Origin of the sequence: Salmonella sp. SG203 (assembly GCF_013350575.1) — a bacterium.
Taxonomy (GTDB): domain Bacteria; phylum Pseudomonadota; class Gammaproteobacteria; order Enterobacterales; family Enterobacteriaceae; genus Salmonella; species Salmonella enterica.
This window is the reverse complement of sequence record NZ_SNMT01000031.1, coordinates 11,740-34,055: the sequence shown is the minus strand read 5'-3', so window position 1 is coordinate 34,055 and position 22,316 is coordinate 11,740. Positions and strand designations below refer to the sequence as shown.

Below are 22,316 nucleotides of genomic sequence, written 5' to 3'. Positions count from 1 at the left end.
TTTCCGGTTTGTTTTTGGTTTATATGAATCATCCCACTGGCTGGTGGTGATGGTGAATATCCTTATCTGCGCCGCTGTGCTGTGGGCTCGCGGTAATGTGGCGCGTCTGGTCGATGCACTGAGGCACTGATGAATCAACAACAATTTCAGCAGGCGGCTGGTATTAGCGCTGGGCTTTCTGCGCGCTGGTTTCCACACATTGATGCGGCAATGAGCGAATTCGGTATTACTGCTCCACTCGATCAGGTCATGTTTATTGCACAAACGGGACATGAATCAGCAGGATTTACTGTTCTGAAGGAAAGCTTCAATTATTCAGTGGAGGCGCTGAAGAAGACGTTTGGTAAACGCCTGACGCCGTATCAGTGTGAAATGCTGGGGCGTGTCGATGGTAAGCAGGTGGCCCACCAGCCGCAAATAGCAAATCTGGTTTACGGTGGCCGCATGGGTAACAAAGACGCCGGAGATGGCTGGAAGTATCGCGGGCGTGGGCTTATCCAGATTACCGGGCTGGAGAATTACACCAGATGCGGCGTTGCCCTGAAACTGGATCTGGTGGCGAATCCGGGACAGCTTGAGCTGGAACGTCATGCCGCCCGTTCCGCAGCGTGGTTTTTTGTGACTAGAGGGTGTCTGAAATACTCCGGCGACCTGGTACGCGTTACGCAGATCATTAACGGAGGGCAGAACGGCATCGGTGACAGGCGAGAGCGCTTTGAAAAAGCAAAATCGGTGCTGGTATGAATCTGTTACCTGTATTGCTTAAAAAATTCTGGAAGCCATTAGCAGAAATACTGCTGGTGGCTTTTTTGTTATGTGCTGGTGCGTACTGGTGTTATTCACGAGGTTATCAGAAGGCGGATGCATCCTGGAAATTCCAGTGGGCGCAACGAGACCTTACTGATGCGACCACCGCATTGCAGCGTGAAGTAACCGAAAGAGCGAAAGAGCAGCGTCGCCAGCACGCCGCAGATGAAGAACGGAAAAGAGCCGATGAAGAACTGGCAAAAATACAGGCCGATGTTGATGCTGCTGAGCGTGCTCGCAGTGGGTTGCAACAGCAGCTCGCAGCAGTACAACGGCAGCTCGCAGGAAGTGAAACAGGCAGGCTTTCCGCTCTTGCCGCAGCAAGCCCGGCAAAAGCCGAGACCGGAATACTGCTCGCCCAGTTGCTTGGCGAAGCTGACGATCTGGCGGGAAAGTTCTCAAAAGAGGCTGATGAGCGTTATGTCGCCGGAAATACCTGTGAGCGCACCTATGACAAAGTAATAGGGCTCCATGATGAATAATGCCCGCATTTACGGGCATTAACTCTTAACGATTTTCTGGATGTACTCTCGCGTTGAGTGTATCGATAAAATCTTGTTTAGTTATGCCCACATTGTGAATCCAATTTTTAGCTCGAGCTGGAAGGAAAACTTCAAGCATACGTTGGTAAATTGCAACAGAGGGCATGTGAGAGTTCCGAGTGAGATCGTCTTTGCCGCTAAACCGTCCCATCCGTTTCAATAAACTACCAATCAAAAGAAACTTTGATTCGTTGTTACCGTCAAACCCAGGGAATGTGAGTGAGAATTTTTCATCGAAATTACGAATAGTTTCGGCAACCTCTGCTTTATCTTCCGCACTGAAACGTTCGTATGTGTATTGGAGAATGTCATACATATCATAGGCATCAACGAATAGTTGGACCTCCCAAGGGGTCTCCTCGTTTTCATCTTGAAGGCTTGGGTATTCCCAGGATAAAGCCCAGTAGTTATCCGTGCTGACTGCTTCGTCAATGAGGTCAGGATCAAATGAGTTTTCAATTTCTAATGTTCGGTGAATATCACTGAGCATCATGATCTGTAGTTTTTCTTGCTGTGAGTATTTCATTCTACATTCCTTGAATTAATAGAGCGTTGATACTGCGTTATCAAAGATACATCTGATTAAATAGTTTTCAAGAAACTGAGGGTTAAAATGGCAAAACCGGACTGCGAGTCTATTGAAAAGCATCCCTAGCCCGTTCTCTTTCAAGCCACTTGATTTCCTACTGTTGCAGGTAATGGAATAACTGCCTCCCAAAAAGGGTTTTGCCCAGGCAATCCCCGCCAATAAAGATGACATTTATTGAGATATTCATGAGCTGGGCAAGCGATACTCAACAAGTGCATATCAGCAACATGAGCTTGCTGATTTAATGGCGAAATCTCAAAAATAGGAGCGCTGGAAAATCTGTTGTCTAGCTTTCTGAAAGAATCTGCATCTGATAAGGATAAGCAACCAAAGGTAGACTGTAACCTTGATGGCTTGGTTGGATAATCTCTTTGTCTAATCAACTCGAGTATTATCTCCATTGGATGTCCTGCGTGATTAGTCATGGCAATGTTGTCAATCAAATATTGCTTCCCATGACGAGAATAATCACCTGGAAGCAATGCTGACAGATGTGTAGCAATATTGGGAGGCAAATGGTTGAAGCTCTCCGATGCTGTAATCACTAAGCCAGCGGAAAGTGGGTTTGGCATACCATGATGACCAGCACGGTCTACTGTGTAATAGATAGTCATAAAAACTCTTCGGGCAATAAAAAAATGTCACTCACCGCAAACAAGAGACGTTCTGTCGCGAGTACCTCATTGATTTAAACGCCACGCAAGCGGATATTCGGGCGGGGTACAGCGCAAAGACAGCTAACCGTACCGCGTCCGAAAACATGTCAAAACCTGACATCCAATCCAGAATTGCTGAACTCAAAGCGCAACGCAATGATCTGATTGGCATAAATGCGACATACATCCTGAATCGTCTCGTTAAGATAGACCAGACGGACGTACTCGACATCCTCAAAGATAACATGAGCCTCAGGCCGTGAGTGCTAAAAGGCGTCTGTACTTCGTGGACCATATGATTAAGCAGGGGGAGCTGGTGGCTGACAATATTGAAGTTAAGTTGGATTTTGACGCTCAGGTCATTCAGCGCCAGCTCATACGTCTGGAAGAACGTGAAATACCGTTTGCGATGGCACTTACGGCAACCAGAACAGCTAAGGCGGCGCAGATGGCACTGAAGGATGAAATCGGCCGTGTGTTCGACAACCCGACGCCGTGGATTTTGAACTCAACATATATTCTGGCCGCTAAAAAAAACAATCCCAAAGCTGTTGTTTATGCTCGGGAGTGGGGCGGTACACCTGCGCCAACTACGCTAACGCCGCAGATTGAAGGGGGAGAGCGCCAATATAAGCGCTCTGAAGGTGCATTGAGGGCTGGTGGTTATCTGCCGAACGGCTGGCAGGTTGCCCCTGGCCCCGGTGCAAAGCGGGATAAATACGGGAATATTAACCGGGGGCAATTGCAGCAAGTGCTGTCCGGTCTGCGTGTGCAGCGCGATGTGCATCAGAACCGCCGTCAGGGCAAGCCTACGGAGTTCTTTGTTATTCGTCCTGGTACGAGTAACCCGCTACAGCCTGGCGTGTGGCAGCGCGTTGGGCGGCGTCCTACGCTGATCCTTACATTCATTCAACGACCTAACTATTCGCAACGGCTTGACTGGCATGGTGTTGCTCTGCGGGCTGGTGAAGCGGCCTTCACTGATGAGATTGCAAAGGCTATTGATGAGTTACTTGCTAAGAAGTTCGACTAATATTCGCCGCGTGTGCGGCGTGCTGCGGCTGGCTCTGAGGGGCTGGCTGACAGCCTGTGTGATCACCTGCCAACCCCTTTGGGTCCTTCTGGCCAAGAGCGTTGAATGCGGGTCATTCGAACCCCGAGAATCGACTAGCTGAACGCCGGAAAAGTTAGGTTAAAAGTGATCGGTAAAAAGAATTGAATTATTTGATTGATTTATAGAAGGAAAATAGTGTTTTTAGCTGGTTTGCTAATGGTAAAAAGAAGATGGTTATTTATCTTAAATATCATCGAGTTACATCTGTTTTTTTAACCTTAAAAACAAAAGATTAAACAAAGCTCTTTATTTTCAGTCTGTTATATCTATTTTTTTACTCATTGCATCGATTTAGATCCTTTTTATCCATTAAAATGCAATAAAATCAGACAATTATGTTGTTTTCTTTTACCCTCCATGGGTAAAAAGATCCTCTAATTTCCTTTTTGTTTTCATTGGGTTACTCGGTTTTCTTTTACCGACTGACAATCGTGGTGAAAAAATGATGCTAAAAATCGAATATTTGCCGCGTGGCAAACTGCTTCGTTACGCTAAAAATTCACGAACTCACTCTGATGAGCAGGTGGATCAAATCGTCAACAGCATCCGGGAGTTTGGATTTACGAACCCGGTGCTGATCGACGAGGACAATGAAATTATTGCGGGGCATGGACGTCTGACTGCTGCTGAAGTTCTGGAGATAGAGAAGATACCTGTCATCAGGTTAACGGGTCTTACACCAAAGCAAAAAAAAGCCTATCGCATTGCTGATAACAAGCTGGCATTAAATGCCGGATGGGATATGCAGCTGCTTGCCGAAGAAGTCAGTGAGCTGGTTGATAGCGATTTTGACATTGAGTTACTCGGATTTAGCGATTCTGAGATTGACGATATGTTAAATGTTGAGCCTCCCCCATCTGAGGAAGATGACGCACCGCCGATCGTTCAGATTAAGTATCTCACCATTGATAAAGACCGTATCCCGGCAACTGATACAGAGATTGCGCTGTTACTGGATGTATACCGCCAGTACCACGATGCGCATGAGACCCATGAAGGGTTTGTGAAATACCTCGCTGACAGGTGCCAGTGATGGCCATCGTCAGTAAGTCAGAATTTGCGAGGCGAAAAGGCATCTCTCCGGCGATGGTCACAAAGTTATGTGCGTCTGGCCGGATACCTGTACTGAAAAGCGGAAAACTGGATTTTGATACAGCCAGTACTGCGTATGAGGCGAGTAAACAGGTTGGCCGGGAAGCTTCAGCCATTAACGGTAAAAAAGGCCACAGATCAACCGAGCCTGAACTACCCGGTGATGATGCTGGGTTAGCTGGTGGTTCGACTGCCGTCGCTGCACAGTTCAATAAGGCCAAGACCGCAGAAAAGGTTTATCAGGCGAAATTAAAAAAGCTGGAGTACGAAGAAAAAGAAGGATCGCTTATAGCTAAAGATACCGTTGCTGATGATGCTTTTCTCGCTGCAAACGAGTTGAGAAGTCGGTTGTTTAGTATTGCTCCCCGTGCCGCCCCGCGCTGTGAGGGAAAAACGGCAAGGGAGATTGAACGCATCATTGAGGATGAGATTAATTTTGCGCTTCAGGCGCTTCAGGAATCCCGATTTATTAAGCAGGAAGAATAAACCGCATGGGCGAAACAGTATGGAGCACCGCGTTTTTCCGTGCGCTTCGCCCAAAATCACGGCTAACCGTTTCTGAGTGGGCCGATAAATATCGTCATGTGGCGCCGGGAACTTCTCCCGAGCCGGGGCCGTGGCGCACCAGTCGAGTACCTTACCTGCGTGAACCGATGGATGTTATTGGCGATGCTGATACTGAAACGGTAGTCATGCAGTGTAGTTCGCAGATTGGTAAGTCAGAAATGCAGCTCAACGTGATGGGGTATTTTACCGATCAGGAACCCTCACCACAGCTGATGATTTACCCGACAGTTGAAGCAGCTGAAGCCTTTTCGAAAGAGCGTATCGATCCCACCTTTAAGTATTCTCCGGGATTAAAGAATAAGCTCCGTGAAGGGAAAGAAGGTCGTGGCGCGGCTAAAAAGTCCAGCACTACGATCCGTATGAAACACTATGCGGGGGGGTATGTGGCGCTGGTTGGCGCTAACTCGCCAGCTGGTCTTGCTTCTCGTCCAATTCGAATATTGTTAGCTGATGAAATCGACCGTTACGGTGTGACGCAGGAAGGCGATCCATTAAAGCTGGGTATTCAACGAACGACAAACTTCCATAACCGCAAAAAAGTGTTTGTTTCTACCCCTGTGTTAGAAAAAACGAGCAACATTCATAAGTGGTTCAAGCTCTCGGATCAGCGTTATTACCATGTGCCTTGCCCCTGCTGCGGGGCTATGCAGGTACTGAAATGGTCGCAAGTGAAATGGGATAAGAACGACATGGGGGAAGCGTTGCCTGAAACGGCTCGCTACGAATGTCGTGAGTGCGGCGATGTTATCCGTGGACCAGGGAAGCCAGATGTTGACTGGCTGGCTAAAGGGGTCTGGATTCCGAAGCACCCCGAAATAAAAGGTATTGTCGGGTTCCATATCAGCAGTCTTTATTCTCCGTGGGTAGCATTGTCTGAGCTCGTAGCTGAGTTCGCCGAAGCGACAAAAAACCGCGATAAAAACGGCTTAATGGAATTCATCAACCTGAAGTTGGGTGAACCGTGGAAAGAGGACGCGAAAGAAGAAATTGACCATGAGTATCTTCTGCAGCGTCGTGTTCGGTATGAGGATTTTTTACCTGACGGCGTATTGCTTCTGACCGCGGGTGTTGATGTGCAGGATAGTTATCTGGCCGCTGAAGTTGTGGGATGGGGGAAAGGCAAAGAATCCTGGGGGATTGAATACAAAATATTCATGGGGGACCCTGCTCAATCTGCTGTCTGGCAGCAGCTGGATGAGTTTCTTCTCCGGTCGTGGCAATTCCGTGACGGCCAGCGCCTGTCGATAGCCGCTGCATGTGTTGACTCCGGCGGTCACTTCACAACAGAAACTTACCGGTTCACAAAATCTCGCGAATCTCGTCGAATTTACTCAATTAGAGGGCGCGGCGGTGTGGGGCTGCCATTCATTGGCAAACCGAATAATAACAATCGCATTGGTGCAATGCTGTTCAATCTCGGCGTGGATGATGGGAAAGGCACTATTATCGCTCGCATCAAACTTCACGACCCAGGCCCCGGTTATATGCACTTCCCGGTCGATTCAGAGCGAGGGTATGACACTGAATACTTCAAAGGTTTGCTCTCAGAGAAGAAGGTCTTTGAATACAAAAATGGTCAGACAAAAGAGAAATGGGAAAAGATTTACAACCGAAATGAGCCACTCGACTGCCGTAACTATGCGTCTGCGGCGATGGAAATACTAAACCCCAACTTTGACTGGCTTGCCGAGCAGGAACAACGAGGAAACGTCTATGTTCAACAGCAACAGCAAAGCACGCAAAAAAAACGGCGACGAGTCAGAAGTCGCGGAGTTACCGCATAGGAGAAATATCAATGAGTTATGAGGCCATTTCGCTAACTGAAGCTCAAGAAATGCTGTCGGTCTGGAAAGAGGCATACCGGGCTATCGCAATCGGTGGACAGTCCTATAAGTTGGGAACAAGGCAGTTAAACAGAGCGGATCTTTCAGAAGTGAGAGAGCAGCTTGACTTCTGGCGTAATGAGGTCGAGCGGATGACTGCCGGTACTCGCCGCGGACCGCGTGTTAAACGCGTTGTAGTGAGAGATTTATGAACATTCTGGATAAGGTCATTGCACCGTTTTCACCTCAAAGAGCGCTAAACAGGGCTGTGGCAAGGAAGAAACTGGAAGCCATTAATAATTTAGGTTACGACCGCCACGGTGCAAGTACGCATAAGAAATCAATGCGCGGCTGGTTTAGTCGAGCTGGCTCGCCGGATGACGATATCGTTAAGCCACTGAATATATTGCGGGAACGTTCGCGTGATCTTTTTATGGGTAATCCTCTTGCGACAGGAGCCATAAAAACGATCCGAACCAATGTTGTTGGTTCAGGGCTAAAGCTCAACGCTAACATCGATGCTGAGTTTCTGGGCTTGTCACCGGAAGAAGCGAGATTATGGGAAAAGAATACGGAGCGTGAGTTCCGTCTATGGGCTGATTCAGTGAACTGTGACGCATCAAGAATGTGTACATTTGGTCAGCTTCAATCACTGGTCCAGATATCGGCGTTGTCGTCTGGTGATGTGTTTGCCACGCTTCCCGTAATAAAACGGAAAGGGGTTATCTATGATTTGTGCGTTTACCTCATAGAAGGTGATCGCGTTTGTAATCCCGATACCACTGTTATCCCTGATATGTATGGCGGTATTGAACTAGGTGAATACGGCGATCCGGTTGCTTACTGGATTGCTAAGCACCACCCCGCGAGTACATCCAGCTTTGTCCAGAGGAAGTGGGAACGAATACCGGCTTATGGCAAGAAAACGGGGCGACGTAATGTTCTCCATGTCATGCAGGATTGGGAGCGGCCTGGACAGCGGCGCGGTGTTCCTGTCTTGGCTCCAGTTATTGAAGCGCTGAAGCAGTTGGGTCGCTACACAGATGCGGAGCTGGTCGCTGCGGTTGTTTCTGGGTTATTTACTGTATTCGTTAAAACGGAGGCTCCTGAAGGGCCAATAGGTGAGGCTGGTATTCCTCAATATGAGCAGATCGATAATCACGATGAAAATACGATCGAAATGGGGTCTGGATCTGTCATTAGCCTTGGTGATGGGGAGTCAGTAGACACAGCTAATCCTGGGCGACCTAATACTGCATTTGATGGTTTTGTCGTGGCTATTTGCCGCCAGATTGGTGCTGCGCTTGAATTGCCATACGAACTGCTGGTTAAACACTTCACAGCCAGCTATAGCGCTAGTCGTGCAGCTCTTCTGGAAGCCTGGAAGATGTTCAGGATGCGGCGAGAGTGGATGGTGTTGTCGTTCTGCCAGCCCATTTATGAGGAATGGTTATCTGAAGCAGTGGCGAAAGGCCGGGTTATCGCACCCGGCTTTTTTTATGGGCCTGAATATAAGGCGGCCTGGTGTGGCGCTCAGTGGTATGGCCCATCTCAGGGACAGCTCGATCCTCTGAAGGAAGTGAAGGCGGCGAAAATGCGTGTAGAAGAAACGTTCTCTACACGAGAGAAAGAAGCCGCTGAAATGTCCGGTTTGAACTGGGAAGAGGCCGCGCAGATTAGCGGAAGAGAAGAAGCTACGCGACGAGATCTGAAGCTGGCTAGTACGCCTGATGTACCTGAAAAACCTGATGAAGAGGAACTAAATGTCTAACTGGTGGAATATCAAAAACTCAGCGGGGGAAGATGATACCCCGGCTGAAATGCAACTCTACGGCTATATCGGGGAATGGGATGATATTTCTTCCGCTGAAGTCGTTAAGCAACTGAAGGACATCACGGCTAAAACCATTGTTGTCCGCATCAACAGCTATGGCGGCTCAGTTTTTACCGCGCAAGCGATACTCTCTTCCCTGAAGCGTCACCCGGCTAATGTCACCGTCTATATCGATGGTATAGCTGCATCGGCCGCAACCATCATTGCGATGGCCGGGGATAAAATCATCATACCGGCTAACGCAATGATGATGATCCATAACCCGTGGACGTTTGCCGCTGGTGACTCAGAAGAGCTTCGTAGCATCGCTGAAATGATGGATAAAGTCAGAAATAGCATCCTGGCCGCTTATCGTGAAAAAACGGGGCTTTCTGACGAAAAACTTATTGAGTTGATGGACGCCGAAACCTGGTTCAGTGCCGATGAAGCTGTTGAGCTGGGCTTTGCCGATGAAGTGGAACAGCCAATGCGCCTGGCCGCATCTCTTAACAACGGCGTTTTCTCCCTGAATGGTATGAGCTTTGACGCTTCCCGCTTTGCTCACCTACCTGATTCACTCGCCAAATTAACAGTACCAGATAACAAACAATCTGCGGTGCCGACCGCGCATAACGAGGAGGAGATTGTGGATCTCGAAACCCTGAAAAACAAACATCCTGATTTATATAACCAGGTATTCAATGCAGGTAAAGATGACGGTGTGAAGGCCGAACGTGATCGAATTAAGCAAATTGAGGATTCAGTTATTCCCGGGCATGACGAATTGGTCAACAAAGCCAAATTCGAAACAGGGGTATCTGCTGAAGCATTGGCTCTGGAAATTATGAACGCGGAGCGCGGCCGTAATGCCGCGTATCTGCAGAACAGAATGGATGATGCCGATCCGCTGAAAAATGCCGTTGATACCCGGGCACCACAGAATAAGGGTGAGCAAGAGGTTGAAGCAGTGAAAAACAGCATTGGTTCGGCATTTCAAAATCGTAACAAGCGTTGAGGGGTAGGACATGCAGGAAACTTTTACTCATGAACCAGACAACCTGGTTATATCTGGCGCCATGCCAGCTGTACCAGTCAATATCAATGTAGCCAGCGGTGTTATTGAGCGCGGCACGTTGCTTTCCTTCGTCAGTATTGATCCCGCAACCAACGTAGTTACGGTTGCAGCGATTGACCTGACCAGTGCGAATGCGGAAGAAAAATTGCCTTTCTGTATTGCCCAGCATCGTATCGATGCTTCTAAAAAAGCATGTCGTGGAACTGCGTGGGCGACCGGAGTATTCAATAGTCGCAAAGTGATTCTGCCAGCTGGTGTAAAGGTTGCTGATGTATATCTGGCCTGCCGTAAGGTCGGTTTATTCCTCAACGACGCTATGCCTGACCCTGTGGCCTGAAGGAGCTGAATAAACATGCCAAATATTGATATTTTTGAACGTCGCACGATGCTGGAGCCGGTCATACAGAACTTTGAACCACGCCGCTTCCTTCTGCGTACATTTTTCCCTGGTATTTCGACCTTCAACACTGAAAAAGTGGATCTCGACTTTGTTCGCGGTGGTCGCACTATGGCGCCATTTGTTGGTAAAGGGTACGGCTCAAAAACGGTTGAGCGCCACGGTTTTGAAACAAAAACGTTACGGCCACCGCTCGTTGCACCTGATTTAGTTACTACTGCAGAGCATCTTCTTAATCGCCAGCCAGGTGAGAATATCTATAACTCTAAATCGCCACAGGAACGCGCCGTTGAGCAATTAGGTAAAGATCTGGTTGAACTGGATGATATGGTCAACCGTCGCGAAGAATGGATGTGTTCTCAGGTTCTTTTCAGCGGTATGGTTGAAATCGTCGGTACTGGTGTAGAAGAAACAGTATATTTCTGGCCGGATAATGATGCTGATAAACCGTATCTTGAACTGACTGGTGATGACCTCTGGACATCGGCTGCATCTGATCCACTGGTCAATGTGCGCAACTGGAAGCGTAAGGTGTCATTAACATCTGGTTTTACCCCGCGCGTTGCAGTCATGGGGGCTAAAGTTGTTGATGCCTTCGTTGCAAACGAAGCTATCAGTAAGTACCTGGATAACCGCCGTAAGGAGTTAGGTAAGATTGAGCCTAAAGATCTGGAAGAGGGCGTTACATTTTACGGTACCATCGAAGGCGTTGATTTCTATGGCTACGATGAACTGGTTTACAACGACGTAAGCGGAAAAACAGAACCGTTGGTACCTGAAGATAAAATTCTTCTCGGTGCGCCGGGACGCGGTGAAATGCTCTATGGGGCGGTTGTACTGGCCGATGAAGCGGAAAAAAGCTTCACGCTGGTGGAATCACCTCGTGTTCCCGATACCTGGGTAAGCCGAAAACCAGAAGGACGTTTTGTCGCGATGAAGTCCGCGCCGTTGCCTAACCCCGGCGTGGCGGATGCTTATCTGGTTGCTAAGGTGGTGTAAATGGCCCGTTTAGTTAAAAACATCGATACCCGTCAATACGGCTCGCTTAAAGCGGGCCGTTTGCTTGATGGGGTTTTGCCAGAATCAAAAATTGCGGAGCTAATCGCTTCAGGTCATGCTAAAGCGACTGATGGCGACGAACCCCTCACTGATACCGGAAAAAACGCTGAGCACGCCGCTGAAGCGTTTGAAATAGCATTCAAGCGGGGTTATCGGCATGGTTATGCTGCTGCGGTAAATGATGCTGTTGATGAGGGGCTAATCAGCGCGGAAGAGGCTGGCACTTGTATTTTCAATGTTAGCGAGATCGATACAGATATCGCTAACACGAATATCAATACAGGTGTTTCTGGTGGAGATAACACCAATTCTTCCGATAGCGTTGCAGAGGAAGGCATAAAGCCAGAAAAGGACCAGGCTAAGGCTTCTGCGAAGGAAAAAAAATCAAAGGCGTAACATTCGATGAACTCTTTTAAAGAGATAATGGCGCAGGATATTTCTGCGGTATTTATGAATGAGAAAGAGTTTGCTGACATCTACAACATTGACGGCAAGGACATCCTTGCCGTTCTGGATACAGACCTCGTTCACGAACGTAATAAGCGCTCATATGCTGAGTTTGCTGAGGGTGTAAATCAGGAGCAAATAACGCTATTTGCTTCGCGTAATGATTTTGCTCACGTTCCTGTTAAGGACCAATTAATGGTTATTAACGGTCGTAGCTATGTTGTGAATGAGGCCGCAGATAATTCAGGGGTGTTAGAAATAACTCTGACTATCAATACGAACAGAGGTATGCCAATTTGAGCAATCTGTTGATTGATGCAATAAAAAGTCGGTTAGAGAAAGAGATTTGCCCTAACCTGTTGATACAGGGGCCTTCAGAGGATGAGAGGGATACAGACGTTAAGTTGTATGTTCCCACTATCTTCAAAGGTTTTTTACCACCAAAATCAGCCCCAGACCCAAATAAACCTCCAGAGTTTCCTCACATTATTATCCGACCTACAGAAGGGGGAATGCAGCCTGACATGGATACTGTTCGGGTGAAATTCCTGCTGGGTGGTTTTTGTGAAGATCCAACCGGATATGAATGGTTAATGATTGTTCTTGGCCGAATGGCTAAGGATTTTCAGGAAAACCCTGTTCTGGATATGCAGTATGAATTTCAGAACGATATCCACTGGAAGTTGTTCGATGATCAGCCATATCCTTTTTGGGTAATGGAGGCGATTGGTTCCTGGTCAGTAATTAAACCTCAAAATACTCAATTTCAGGACGATCTCTAATGACTACTGAGAAAAAAAACGCGAAAGCGGCGGGCGCGGCTACGCCAAAAAAAGAAAATATCCCGACATTAATTTATATCGGGCCAACAATTCCTCAAATTTCATTGCTGAAGCACAGAATATATCGGAATGGTTTGTCGGTGGAGTGTGAAAAGCTGATAAGCGTTATTCCAGGTGCTAAACAACTCTTTGTTACTACTGCTGATTTTGCTGATGCAGAAAAGCGGCTTAGCGATAAAACCAGTGTTGAAGCTGTGATGTATTCGCGTGTTTTTGCAGCGATGAAGGAGATTAATTAATGGGCTACCGTCACGGTATTTATACATCTGAAATACCTACTTCAATTACACCTCCAGTAAACGTTAGTGCGGGGTTAATTGTTGCGCTTGGTACTTCTCCAGTAAACCAGCTTGATAATCCATCATCTGCGGTTAATAAACCGGTTATTGCATACACCTATGCCGAAGCCGTTTCAAAGATAGGTTTCAGCACTAACTTTGAAAAATATACTTTGAGCGAAGTGATTAAGGTCGCTTTTGGTATCTATGGCGTGGCTCCGGTTGTGTTTATCAATGTACTGGACCCGGCAAAACACAAAGCAGACGTTGTCGATGAAGCCGTCAAACTTTCAGGCGGTAAGGCAACACTGGCTAAGGATGGGGTTCTCTACGACTCTGTTGTTGTAAAAAGTGCTGCGCCCGATGCGGCCGTTCTTGTTGTTGATACCGACTATATTCTTGCTCTTGATGACGATGGGTATACGGTCATTACCGCAATCACTGGTGGGGCTATCAAGGATAAAGATGCAGCGCTAACCGTAAGTTATACACACCTTGATCCTGATGCAGTGTCCAAAGATGACATTATCGGCGGTGTTGATCTTAACACTAAGTTAAGTACCGGCCTTGAGCTGCTTGCTGACGTTTACCCGCACTTTAAACTGGTTCCCGGCCAGGTGATTGCGCCTGGATTTAGTACGGACAGTGAAGTTGGCCAGTTAATGGCGACTAAATCCGCGATGATAAGCGAGCTGTTTAAAGCTGAAGCGTTAACTGACGCCCCAACCGATACGGCGATAATCAGTGATTACTCAGCGGTACCGGAATGGAAGCAGAACAATAACCAGCTCGCCGCGAACCAGACTGTATGTTGGCCGATGGTGAAGCTGGGAGACACCATTTATTACCACTCCACTCATCTGGCAGCTGCAACATGTCTGATGGACAGTAAAAACGGTGATGTTCCTTCACGTTCTCCGTCGAATATCACATTGCAAATGGATGGTGCTGTTCGTAAAGATGGCTCAGAGGTTTGGTTGAATAACAGTCAGGCCAACTATCTGAACGGTCAGGGGATCGTAACCAGCCTTAATTTTGATGGCTGGAAATCCTGGGGAAACCGCACCGCAATTTATCCAAAAAATACAGACCCGAAAGACGCGTTTCGTGTCGGGCGCCGAATGTTTAACTGGACAGGGAATGCGCTAATTTTGACACACTGGTCAAAAATAGATGACCCTGCTAACCGACGGCTTATTGAGTCAGTCGTTACCAGCGCTAATATCTGGTTTAACGGTCTTACCGGGAATCAGGACATTGCTGGCGGTAAGGTCGAATTTAATCAGGCTGAAAATCCGACGACGGCGTTGATGGATGGGATCGTTAAATTCCATGTGAAATTTACTCCATACTCTCCGGCGCGAGATATAGAGTTTATTATGGAATATAACCCCGACTATTTATTGAATCTGTTTGGCTCAGCTAATTAACAGGGGGTTGTTTTGAGTAATCAAATTCCAGAACGTTTAATTAACTTCACCGTTTATGGTGAAGGTAGCCGTATTATTGGCATAGCTGATGCTAAATTACCGTCCATTGAAATGATGACAGAGACAGTTTCAGGTGCCGGAATTGCAGGTGAAATTGAAACCGGGACGCTCGGACACTTCAAATCAATGAGTGTTTCGCTGAAATGGCGAACATTAACAGCTGATGGTACAAACCTGTTTCTTTCTTCATCGCATCAGGTGGATTTCAGGGGGAGTCAGCAGGTCTACGATGCGGGAACCGGTAAATATAAAACCGTACCAATCCGCGCTTCAATGAAGCTGAATCCTAAGAAATTAGATCTTGGTTCGTTACAGGTATCAAAAGCGACTGATACTGAAAATGAATTTGAGGTTCTGTATCTCAAATTATTTATTAACGGAAAGGAAGTTCTTGAAATAGATAAGTTGAACTATATCTGCATCTTTAATGGCGAAGATATCCTTCAGACTGTTCGTGATGATTTAGGGCTCTAAGGGGATAAGATGGAAATTATTGAATTAAGTAAAGAGTATCGTTTTGAAGATTATGAACCAACGTCAAAAATAGTTCTTAACCTGGACGAGTTGAAGGGGGCGGATATTTTAGAAGTGACTGACGTATTACAGGCTCAGGGGCATGTTTCTGCTTCAGCTGCATTAGATAATAAAGTCCAGGCTGCGTTAGCTGCTCGCTGTCTGGATCGTCCGGTTGAGTATATTAACGGCTTGCCAGCGCGTGACTTCGTGAAAATCTGCCAGAGGGTACAAAGTTTTTTGCTGGCGTAGGGTTCGATCCACGCACCCCAATGGATAAGCAAGTCATGAGGGCCGCTCGTTCCCTCTCTCAATCAGAACAATTCACACCGATTTCATACTGGCTCTCGCTTCGGCTGAGTCGCCTTATCGCCTGGATTGAGCTGTTTAATGAGGATAATAAATAATGGCCAGCAATAAGAACTTTCAGCTGGCTTTTGAAATAGGCGGCAAAGTTGCCGCCTCTCTCCCAAAGAGTTTTAACGTTGCTCATCAGGCAGTGGCGAAACTTAACTCTGAGTTAACCGATCTCAGAAAAGACCAGGGCGAGGTTCAAAAGCTTCAGGCGATGAAAGCCAGGGTTGGGCAGACGGCGCTTGAATACCATAAAGCGGCCGCTCGCGTGGAAGAGCTGCAGCGGCAGATAAGTAATACCGAGAACCCAACCCGGGCGATGATCCGGGAGTTTGAAAGGGCAAAAACTCAGTCATCAAATTTACGCACATCGTTACGTTCACAGCGTGACGAGCTCGCTTCGCTGAAAAACGCCTACGGTGGGGCTGATACATCAGCTAAGGGGCTGACAGCTCGTGAAAAAGAGTTGAAACTCAGCATTGATCGCAATCGTGAAGCTCAGTCTCGCAGCGTAGAGCAGGTAATCCGCTATAAAACAGCACTGGCTCAGGCCAGGACTAATATTCTGGATGCAAAACGGGCTCAGGATGAACTCAACCGTTCGCTGGAGAAACGCCGCGAGCTGAAAATGGAACAGCTCGGAGAAGCCAAAGGCCAGTTAGTCAGATCCGGTGTACAGACTACAGCTGTAGCTGCCGGGGTATTTGCTGCGGCCAATAACACGGCTAATTTTAACCGTGAGAACAAAATGATCGGCCTGACAGCAGATATGAAGCCAGCTGAGGTTCAGGCTATGGGCCAGGCGATGCTTGTCACCGGGGCTGCGACAAACCAGTTTGCGTCTGATATTCAGGCGGCTCAGGGCTTCCTGGTTGCAGCTGGTCAGGATTACAAAGAAGCTCAGGCTAACCTTCTGACAATAGGGCGTACTGCGACTGCAACCGGCTCAGACATACTCGATGTTTCCAAAGCATCCTTTACACTCAGCGATGCTCTTAAAATCGATCCCTCTCAAATGAAAACAGCTATGGGGATTCTGGTTCAGGCGGGTAAAGAGGGGAACTTCGAATTTAAGGATATGGCCAAAAATCTTCCTGTTCTTGGCGCCCAGTTCCAGGCCTTGAAAATGGGAGGGAATGAGGCTGCAGCAACAATGGGGGCTGCACTACAGATAGCCCGTAAGGGGGCATCAACCTCTGATGAAGCCGCCAACAACATGAATAACTTTATGGCGAAAATCCTTTCGCCTGAAACGCTGAAGAAGGCTCAAAAGAACTTTGGCGTTGATATGTACAAAATCGTTACTTCCGCACAAAAGAAAGGACAGAACCCGTTTGAAGCGGCAATGAAGTCTGTCATCAAAATGACCAAAAATGGCGATCAGAAATTACTGGGTGAGCTTTTTGGTGATATGCAGGTGCAGAACTTTGTCCGGCCAATGATCCAGAACTGGGAAGAATACCGACGGATTAAGGAAACCTCTCTTGGTGCTGGTGGTGCTGTTGTTGAGCGCGATTTTGCGAATATCACCAAAGATAATGCGGAGCGTTTAAAGCAGCTCCGCATTCAGGCCAGTAATGCCGCACTGAGCTTTGGCCAGGCACTACAACCAGCATTAAACGCGGCGCTTGGTGTCCTGGTGCCATTGCTTACTAAAGTCAGTGAGTTTGTCGCAAATAACCCCAATCTGGTATCGCAGATTGTATTGACGGCCGGGGCGTTACTGGCAATGAGAACCGCGGTTATTGCCTGTCGTGTGGCGATGCTGGCGCTGTCTGTAGCAACAAAAATGACTCCTTTTGGCTGGATACAGCTGGCTATATCAGCTCTCGTTGCGGCCGGGGTTTTGCTCTATCAGAACTGGGACAAGATCAAGGCCTGTGCGGTAAAGGTGTGGCCAACAATCAGGGAATATGGCGTTAAGGCTCTTGAAGGACTGAAATTTGTATTCATGAATTTTACGCCTGTTGGCTGGCTGGTACAGGCCTTCAAAGCGGGGGCTGACATACTTAACACCATCAACTGGAGCGACTCCGGGGCTAAAATTATTGAAACCCTGATCACCGGTATTAAATCGAAAGCCAGTGCTCTGGTTGATGAGGTGAAGGGTGTTTTTGCGACCGTTCGTGAGTACCTGCCATTTTCTGACGCAAAGCGCGGGCCATTCTCTCAACTGACTAAATCCGGTGGCGCAATAATGGCCACGCTGGCCTCTGGAGTTAACGGGAGTAACAGCCTCCAGACTGCAATTTCAGGTAAGTTCGGGCAGACCCGCTTTTCTCCTCATGGAATATCAGTTGCAGGAGGCCTGTCATCTCGCTCGGGAGCCTCCGGGGGCGCCGTCATACCGCCTGGTGGGATTACATACGCACCAGTGATTAATCTTCCCCCTGGTTCACCAAAGGAAACAGAAGCGGCTGTACAGAGGGCGCTGGACGCGGGTTACTCAGATTTTGAGAAGAAAATGAGCGCCCACCTTTTTCAGAGTCGGAGGTTAAGCTTTGGATAATTACAGGACCATACAGGGCGATGCCTGGGACAGCATTGCCGCCAGACTATATGGAAATGAATATCTGTCTTATCTGCTTGTTGATGCCAACCCAAAGCACCGTTTAACGGTGCTTTTTTCTGCCGGAGTCATCCTGACTGTTCCTGATGCACCTGCAAAGCCGGCAACCGTGAATAACCTGCCACCGTGGAAGCGAAACAGTGTTACGTAAAACTCTTTTTGACGTGATTTACCAGAATATGGATATCACGGCTGACATGCAGCCTGACATTCTCTCAATATCGTATACCGATAATGAGGATGGCCAGGTTGATGACATCGCTATTACGCTGAAGAACGACGACGGGAAATGGTCTGGCGACTGGTCACCTGAAAAAGGGGACTTTATTCGTCTTGTCTTTAAGCCATTCAATCAGATAGCGCTGGAGTGTGGCAGTTTTCAGGTTGATGGTATCACATCGTCTGGCCCTCCTTCTGTTGTTGAGGTTAGCGCGGTATCTGTACCCGTAGCCGCTGGTGTACGCCGTGATTTGAAAAGCAACGCCTGGGAGAAAACTACGCTCAGGGATATCGCTACATCAATAGCGAAGCTGGCCAACCTTGAGCTGATGTTTCTTATCGATGAGGGCAGTAATCCATATTACGAACGTGAAGACCAGATGGAGGAAAGCGACTTAAAGTTTCTCCATCGTCTTTGTCAGGATGAAGGCGTGTCCTTAAAAGTTACGGATAGTCAGCTTGTGATATTTGCTCAGGAAATGTTTGAGGAAAAAGAGCCAATAGCAACCCTGACGCTGGGTGTTGATGAAATTATTCGTTATTCCTTTAGTGCTCAATCTTCTGATTTGTATAAGAGCTGCACCTGCAAATATCGGGTACCTAAAAAAAGAAAATCACTGGCGTATACCTGGGAAGATCCTTCTGTTGAAGATGGCGCCAACCTCAAAATCAGAAAACTGGTCGCAAACCTCGATGAGGCGAAGCGTAAAGCGAAAGCGGCGTTGAGATTAAAAAACAGATATCAGAATACCGGTTCTTTGGTGTTGCCTGGTGATACCCGACTTATTGCAGGCGTCACGCTCAATTTAGCCGGGTTTGGTAAATTTTCTGGTAAGTATCTGGTTTCAAAAGCAACTCATGCCATTAGTAACGGTGGGTATACAACATCGGCCGATATTCGTAGAGTCATTGAAGGATACTGAATGAACGATTTAGAAACATTGATTCGCCAGCTTATCCGGGTTGGTGTGGTGTCTGATATTGATGAAAAAGGAGTGACGGCCAGAGTCACTTTTGATGATCAGGACAATGTGACCTCAGCCAGTTTGCAGGTCATTGTGAAAAATACGGATGAGAATGCTGATTACTGGATGCCTGATGTTGGTGAGCAGGTTTTATGCCTGTTTTTTCCCGTTGGACCGCAGCAGGGTTTTATCCTTGGCAGCTTTTACGATGAAACGCATACCCCTCCTGCAAACACCGTAAACAAGCGCGTTATCAGATTCAGGAATGGAACCCGTATTGAGAATGACAGGGAATCAAATTCATTGCTGGTCGATGCTGTTGGTGATGTGACGGTTAAAGCCACAGGAACCGTCACGATTGATGCGCCGGAAACCATCATAACGGGTAATGCCACAGTGAAAGGTCTGCTTACCTATCTTGGTGGCCTGAAAGGTAGCTCTGAAGGTGGAACTGCTGCGGATATTCAGGGTGAGATTAAGGTTACGAGTGGAGATGTAGTGGTGGACGGTATTGGCGTTAAAAAACACCACCATGACACACAAGGGGAATATGCCCCTACATCGGAGGCAAAAGCGTGATTGTTGGCATGTATGGATCAATGCCGTTTGTGGCGTCGTCAATGGTGGTGAATACGTTCGCCAATTTTAAACGTACATCAAAACGCCGCCTGGCCCGACATGAAGTTATCGGCCTCAAACCGGTTCTGGAAGATATTGGACCGGATCTCGATGAAGTGAGTTTTACCATGCGCCTTGATACAACGCTTGGTGTAGTGCCGCTGGCTGCGTTGTCATTACTGCGATTTATGCATAATGCACAGGAGGTTAACCCGGTTGTCATTGGTATCCAGTATTTCGGAAATTTTGTGATTTCTGACATTGATGAAGGCTGGACGTATCTGGGCCCGACAGGAAATCCCCGGGTGATTAATGTGGGTATCAAACTACTGGAGTCGGGTCAGGCCTCGCTCGCCGAAGCGTTGGTAGATATTGCGGGTGATGTTGAATCTAAAACTAAAGGTGCATTAGGAAAATTATTATGAGCAAAGACACCTGGCCAGTATCAGCGTCTTCGTATCGTATTAACTGGGCGCCACAAACTGTTGTTGAAGAAGTTCTGCAGAATGTCTCGACAATTCTGGCCACTCAGACTGGTACGGTCCCCTATTCACGAAAACTGGGGGTCACGTCCGGTCTGGTGGATAGCCAGACACCTGTTTTTATTGCTATGGCCACGCGAGAGATTATTCAGAAAGTCAGTGAGTTTGAACCTCGCGCGATTATCCATTCAGTCAGTTTTGACAAGGCGAATGCTTCAGATGGCGTTATACGGCCGAAACTGGTTATAGGAGTCAAAAGATGAATTTACCTCGAGGGGGGTTGCCTGATATTACCTTTGCGGACTCTGATCCTTCACAAATCGTTACCCGGGCTATAAGAGGATTCGAGGCAATCACAGGTGAAACACTGGCGCCAGCAGATCCGCGGCGCCTTTTTATTCAGTCGCTGTGCTCAGTGATTGTTCAGCAGCGCAAGGCTATTGATTATTCAGCAAAGCAAAACCTGCTGTCATATGCTACAGAAAGTAGTCTCGATCATCTTGGTTATATGACAGATACTCCAAGGCTTGAGGCTCAGTCGGCCCTCACTACGTTTGAATTCAGGCTATCAACAGTATTGACGGGAGCTTATACCATCCCGGCAGGTACACAGATTACGACCGGGAATAATGTTATTTTTCAGACTGATGTTTTAACTGAAATCCCGCCTGGTTCACTGAGTGGGACAGTCTCAGGACATGCTCTGGTGCCTGGTGTTTCAGGTAATGGTTTTTTACCCGGCCAGATTAATGCACTGATAACGCCTCTCCCCTATGTGGCCAGCGTCAGTAATCTGACGGAATCGAATTCTGGAGCTGATCAAGAGGATGATGATAACTATGCTGAGCGCATTCAGCTGTCACCGGAAAAACTTTCGACGGCAGGGCCCGAGGATTCCTATAAATACTGGACAAGAACCGCTAACCAGAACATCAAAGATGTGAATGTTTATACGCCTGCGGCCGGAACTGTTGAGATTCGTTGTCTGCTTAAGAACGGTGACATTCCATCTGATGAGCTTCTGGAGCAGATAGGTAATGTTCTTTCCGCCACTAATATCAGACCGTTTACTGATCATGTGATACCCAAAAAGCCAGACAAGGTTGATTATGATATTTCGATAAAATACTGGATAAGTACAGATGATAAAAGCAGGGCTACTTTAATTCAAAGTGAAGTCAATAAGGCACTTGAAGAATATAAGTTGTGGCAGCGTTCTGTTATGGGGCGAGATATTAACCCTGATGAAATAATATCGAGATTTAAAAATGCAGGGGCTAAACGCCTTGAAATAACCAGTCCGGTATTTACTGTAATTAGTGAAATTCAGGCGGCAAGAGAAAGAAATATAGAATGTACATATGAAGGGTTAGAAGATGGTTGATATCTCAGACATTAGTTTGCTGGATGTATTACCTCAGAATTTAGCTCAAAACCCTGATGTGATAGCTATGTCAAAAGCTATCGATGACGAACTACATGCAATTAATAATTTAATCCCTAAAACCACTATATATGGGCTAATTGATGGTCTTGAATCTGCGGTTCTCGACCATCTTGCATGGCAGTGGAACTCTGACACGTGGCGGGATAACTGGCCTGTTTCTCTAAAACGCTCAGTTTTTAAATCCATTATCAGGACTAAGCGCATAAAAGGGACCAGAGCGGCCGTTGAAGACGTTGTCAGCAGTCTTGGCGGTGTCGTTGATATCAAGGAGTGGTTCGAACAGTCGCCTCGTGGAGAACCATACACGGCTTCTATTGTTGCTTCAATTAACTCCTTTGATGGTGCTGTACCTTCGAAGGAGATGCTTGATGATGTAATAAGGAGCATAAAATACGCTAAGTCAGCCAGAACATTATATTCATTCTCACAGGCGGCTAATATTTCAGGCGGTATTAGTATTGCTGGTGGTCTTCAATCTGTATCGTATGTTCGGTTGACCGGAGAGGGTTAATAATTACCTTCTTAAATATTTATCTTTTCTAAAATTATTTAGTGACG

Annotated in this window: 29 protein-coding genes and 1 pseudogene; 28 read left to right on the top strand and 2 right to left on the bottom strand. The window is 47.3% G+C overall.

Annotated elements, in window-relative coordinates; genetic code table 11:
- The 3 genes from HV477_RS25165 to HV477_RS25155 all read left to right on the top strand — a co-directional run.
- The coding region (locus HV477_RS25165; RefSeq protein WP_175065511.1) for a phage holin family protein at nucleotides 1–130 on the top strand (130 nt) is incomplete at its 5' end.
- The gene (locus HV477_RS25160; protein WP_175065510.1) at nucleotides 130–744 is read left to right on the top strand and encodes a glycoside hydrolase family 19 protein; all 615 of its coding nucleotides are present in this window, start codon (nucleotides 130–132) and stop codon (nucleotides 742–744) included. The genes HV477_RS25165 and HV477_RS25160, both read left to right, overlap by 1 nt.
- Nucleotides 741–1,289, top strand: a complete 549-nt coding sequence (locus tag HV477_RS25155) for a DUF2514 family protein (protein ID WP_175065509.1) — start codon at nucleotides 741–743, stop codon at nucleotides 1,287–1,289. The genes HV477_RS25160 and HV477_RS25155 overlap by 4 nt, the downstream gene beginning before the upstream one ends.
- A 25-nt stretch (nucleotides 1,290–1,314) precedes the next feature.
- Here the strand turns inward: HV477_RS25155 and HV477_RS25150 are convergent, their stop codons facing one another.
- Both HV477_RS25150 and HV477_RS25145 read right to left on the bottom strand, forming a co-directional pair.
- A complete protein-coding gene (locus tag HV477_RS25150; protein WP_038394267.1) occupies nucleotides 1,315–1,875 on the bottom strand; it encodes a YfbU family protein in 561 nt (186 codons plus the stop codon).
- Between the two features lie 140 nt (nucleotides 1,876–2,015).
- Complete coding sequence (locus tag HV477_RS25145) at nucleotides 2,016–2,552, bottom strand: hypothetical protein (protein WP_138017660.1); 537 nt, start codon at nucleotides 2,550–2,552, stop codon at nucleotides 2,016–2,018.
- Between the two features lie 38 nt (nucleotides 2,553–2,590).
- Here HV477_RS25145 and HV477_RS25140 point away from each other — a divergent pair.
- The 25 genes and pseudogenes from HV477_RS25140 to HV477_RS25020 all read left to right on the top strand — a co-directional run.
- A pseudogene (locus HV477_RS25140) lies at nucleotides 2,591–2,854 on the top strand (terminase small subunit); the annotation flags it as partial.
- Nucleotides 2,854–3,627, top strand: a complete 774-nt coding sequence (locus HV477_RS25135) for a hypothetical protein (protein ID WP_225984397.1) — start codon at nucleotides 2,854–2,856, stop codon at nucleotides 3,625–3,627. The pseudogene HV477_RS25140 and the gene HV477_RS25135, both read left to right, overlap by 1 nt.
- Before the next feature lie 523 nt (nucleotides 3,628–4,150).
- Nucleotides 4,151–4,741, top strand: coding sequence for a ParB/Srx family N-terminal domain-containing protein (locus HV477_RS25130; RefSeq protein ID WP_020844528.1), 591 nt, complete (start codon nucleotides 4,151–4,153; stop codon nucleotides 4,739–4,741).
- The gene (locus HV477_RS25125; protein WP_020844527.1) at nucleotides 4,741–5,286 is read left to right on the top strand and encodes a hypothetical protein; all 546 of its coding nucleotides are present in this window, start codon (nucleotides 4,741–4,743) and stop codon (nucleotides 5,284–5,286) included. The genes HV477_RS25130 and HV477_RS25125 overlap by 1 nt, the downstream gene beginning before the upstream one ends.
- 5 nt (nucleotides 5,287–5,291) lie before the next feature.
- Nucleotides 5,292–7,151 carry a phage terminase large subunit family protein gene (locus HV477_RS25120; protein ID WP_038394266.1) on the top strand — a complete coding sequence of 620 codons (1,860 nt, stop codon included), beginning with the start codon at nucleotides 5,292–5,294 and terminating at the stop codon, nucleotides 7,149–7,151.
- An 11-nt stretch (nucleotides 7,152–7,162) separates the two neighbouring features.
- The gene (locus HV477_RS25115) at nucleotides 7,163–7,402 is read left to right on the top strand and encodes a DUF6148 family protein (protein WP_021000635.1); all 240 of its coding nucleotides are present in this window, start codon (nucleotides 7,163–7,165) and stop codon (nucleotides 7,400–7,402) included.
- A complete protein-coding gene (locus tag HV477_RS25110) occupies nucleotides 7,399–8,961 on the top strand; it encodes a phage portal protein (protein WP_020844525.1) in 1,563 nt (520 codons plus the stop codon). The genes HV477_RS25115 and HV477_RS25110 overlap by 4 nt, the downstream gene beginning before the upstream one ends.
- On the top strand, nucleotides 8,954–10,018 hold the full coding sequence (locus tag HV477_RS25105) for a head maturation protease, ClpP-related (RefSeq protein WP_038394265.1): 1,065 nt from the start codon (nucleotides 8,954–8,956) through the stop codon (nucleotides 10,016–10,018). Before HV477_RS25110 ends, HV477_RS25105 begins: the two co-directional genes overlap by 8 nt.
- A gap of 10 nt (nucleotides 10,019–10,028) precedes the next feature.
- On the top strand, nucleotides 10,029–10,415 hold the full coding sequence (locus HV477_RS25100; RefSeq protein ID WP_020844523.1) for a hypothetical protein: 387 nt from the start codon (nucleotides 10,029–10,031) through the stop codon (nucleotides 10,413–10,415).
- 15 nt (nucleotides 10,416–10,430) lie between these two features.
- Complete coding sequence (locus HV477_RS25095; RefSeq protein WP_038394264.1) at nucleotides 10,431–11,474, top strand: major capsid protein; 1,044 nt, start codon at nucleotides 10,431–10,433, stop codon at nucleotides 11,472–11,474.
- Nucleotides 11,475–11,930: a hypothetical protein gene (locus HV477_RS25090; protein WP_051984978.1), complete on the top strand. Its 456-nt coding sequence runs from the start codon at nucleotides 11,475–11,477 to the stop codon at nucleotides 11,928–11,930. It begins immediately after the preceding gene.
- Nucleotides 11,931–11,936: 6 nt separating this feature from the next.
- Complete coding sequence (locus HV477_RS25085; protein WP_038394263.1) at nucleotides 11,937–12,281, top strand: ATP-binding sugar transporter from pro-phage family protein; 345 nt, start codon at nucleotides 11,937–11,939, stop codon at nucleotides 12,279–12,281.
- Nucleotides 12,278–12,763, top strand: a complete 486-nt coding sequence (locus tag HV477_RS25080; protein ID WP_021000628.1) for a hypothetical protein — start codon at nucleotides 12,278–12,280, stop codon at nucleotides 12,761–12,763. The genes HV477_RS25085 and HV477_RS25080 overlap by 4 nt, the downstream gene beginning before the upstream one ends.
- Nucleotides 12,763–13,062, top strand: coding sequence for a hypothetical protein (locus HV477_RS25075; protein ID WP_023213004.1), 300 nt, complete (start codon nucleotides 12,763–12,765; stop codon nucleotides 13,060–13,062). Before HV477_RS25080 ends, HV477_RS25075 begins: the two co-directional genes overlap by 1 nt.
- On the top strand, nucleotides 13,062–14,531 hold the full coding sequence (locus HV477_RS25070) for a phage tail sheath family protein (protein WP_175065508.1): 1,470 nt from the start codon (nucleotides 13,062–13,064) through the stop codon (nucleotides 14,529–14,531). The genes HV477_RS25075 and HV477_RS25070 overlap by 1 nt, the downstream gene beginning before the upstream one ends.
- A gap of 12 nt (nucleotides 14,532–14,543) precedes the next feature.
- Entirely contained in the window at nucleotides 14,544–15,065 is a 522-nt protein-coding gene (locus tag HV477_RS25065; protein WP_001623391.1) for a phage major tail tube protein, read from the top strand.
- Between the two features lie 9 nt (nucleotides 15,066–15,074).
- Complete coding sequence (locus HV477_RS25060) at nucleotides 15,075–15,356, top strand: phage tail assembly protein (protein WP_001623392.1); 282 nt, start codon at nucleotides 15,075–15,077, stop codon at nucleotides 15,354–15,356.
- Between the two features lie 154 nt (nucleotides 15,357–15,510).
- Nucleotides 15,511–17,967, top strand: a complete 2,457-nt coding sequence (locus HV477_RS25055) for a phage tail tape measure protein (RefSeq protein ID WP_175065507.1) — start codon at nucleotides 15,511–15,513, stop codon at nucleotides 17,965–17,967.
- The gene (locus HV477_RS29105; protein ID WP_021000622.1) at nucleotides 17,960–18,178 is read left to right on the top strand and encodes a tail protein X; all 219 of its coding nucleotides are present in this window, start codon (nucleotides 17,960–17,962) and stop codon (nucleotides 18,176–18,178) included. Before HV477_RS25055 ends, HV477_RS29105 begins: the two co-directional genes overlap by 8 nt.
- Complete coding sequence (locus HV477_RS25045; protein ID WP_001623396.1) at nucleotides 18,168–19,169, top strand: phage late control D family protein; 1,002 nt, start codon at nucleotides 18,168–18,170, stop codon at nucleotides 19,167–19,169. Before HV477_RS29105 ends, HV477_RS25045 begins: the two co-directional genes overlap by 11 nt.
- Entirely contained in the window at nucleotides 19,170–19,790 is a 621-nt protein-coding gene (locus tag HV477_RS25040) for a phage baseplate assembly protein V (RefSeq protein WP_001623397.1), read from the top strand. It abuts the gene before it with no gap.
- Entirely contained in the window at nucleotides 19,787–20,254 is a 468-nt protein-coding gene (locus HV477_RS25035; RefSeq protein ID WP_024145350.1) for a phage tail protein, read from the top strand. The genes HV477_RS25040 and HV477_RS25035 overlap by 4 nt, the downstream gene beginning before the upstream one ends.
- Nucleotides 20,251–20,574 carry a hypothetical protein gene (locus tag HV477_RS25030; RefSeq protein WP_021000619.1) on the top strand — a complete coding sequence of 108 codons (324 nt, stop codon included), beginning with the start codon at nucleotides 20,251–20,253 and terminating at the stop codon, nucleotides 20,572–20,574. Before HV477_RS25035 ends, HV477_RS25030 begins: the two co-directional genes overlap by 4 nt.
- The gene (locus HV477_RS25025; protein ID WP_020844514.1) at nucleotides 20,571–21,695 is read left to right on the top strand and encodes a baseplate J/gp47 family protein; all 1,125 of its coding nucleotides are present in this window, start codon (nucleotides 20,571–20,573) and stop codon (nucleotides 21,693–21,695) included. The genes HV477_RS25030 and HV477_RS25025 overlap by 4 nt, the downstream gene beginning before the upstream one ends.
- Nucleotides 21,688–22,269, top strand: coding sequence for a phage tail protein I (locus HV477_RS25020; protein WP_023220967.1), 582 nt, complete (start codon nucleotides 21,688–21,690; stop codon nucleotides 22,267–22,269). Before HV477_RS25025 ends, HV477_RS25020 begins: the two co-directional genes overlap by 8 nt.
- The last annotated feature ends 47 nt before the right edge of the window (nucleotides 22,270–22,316 follow it).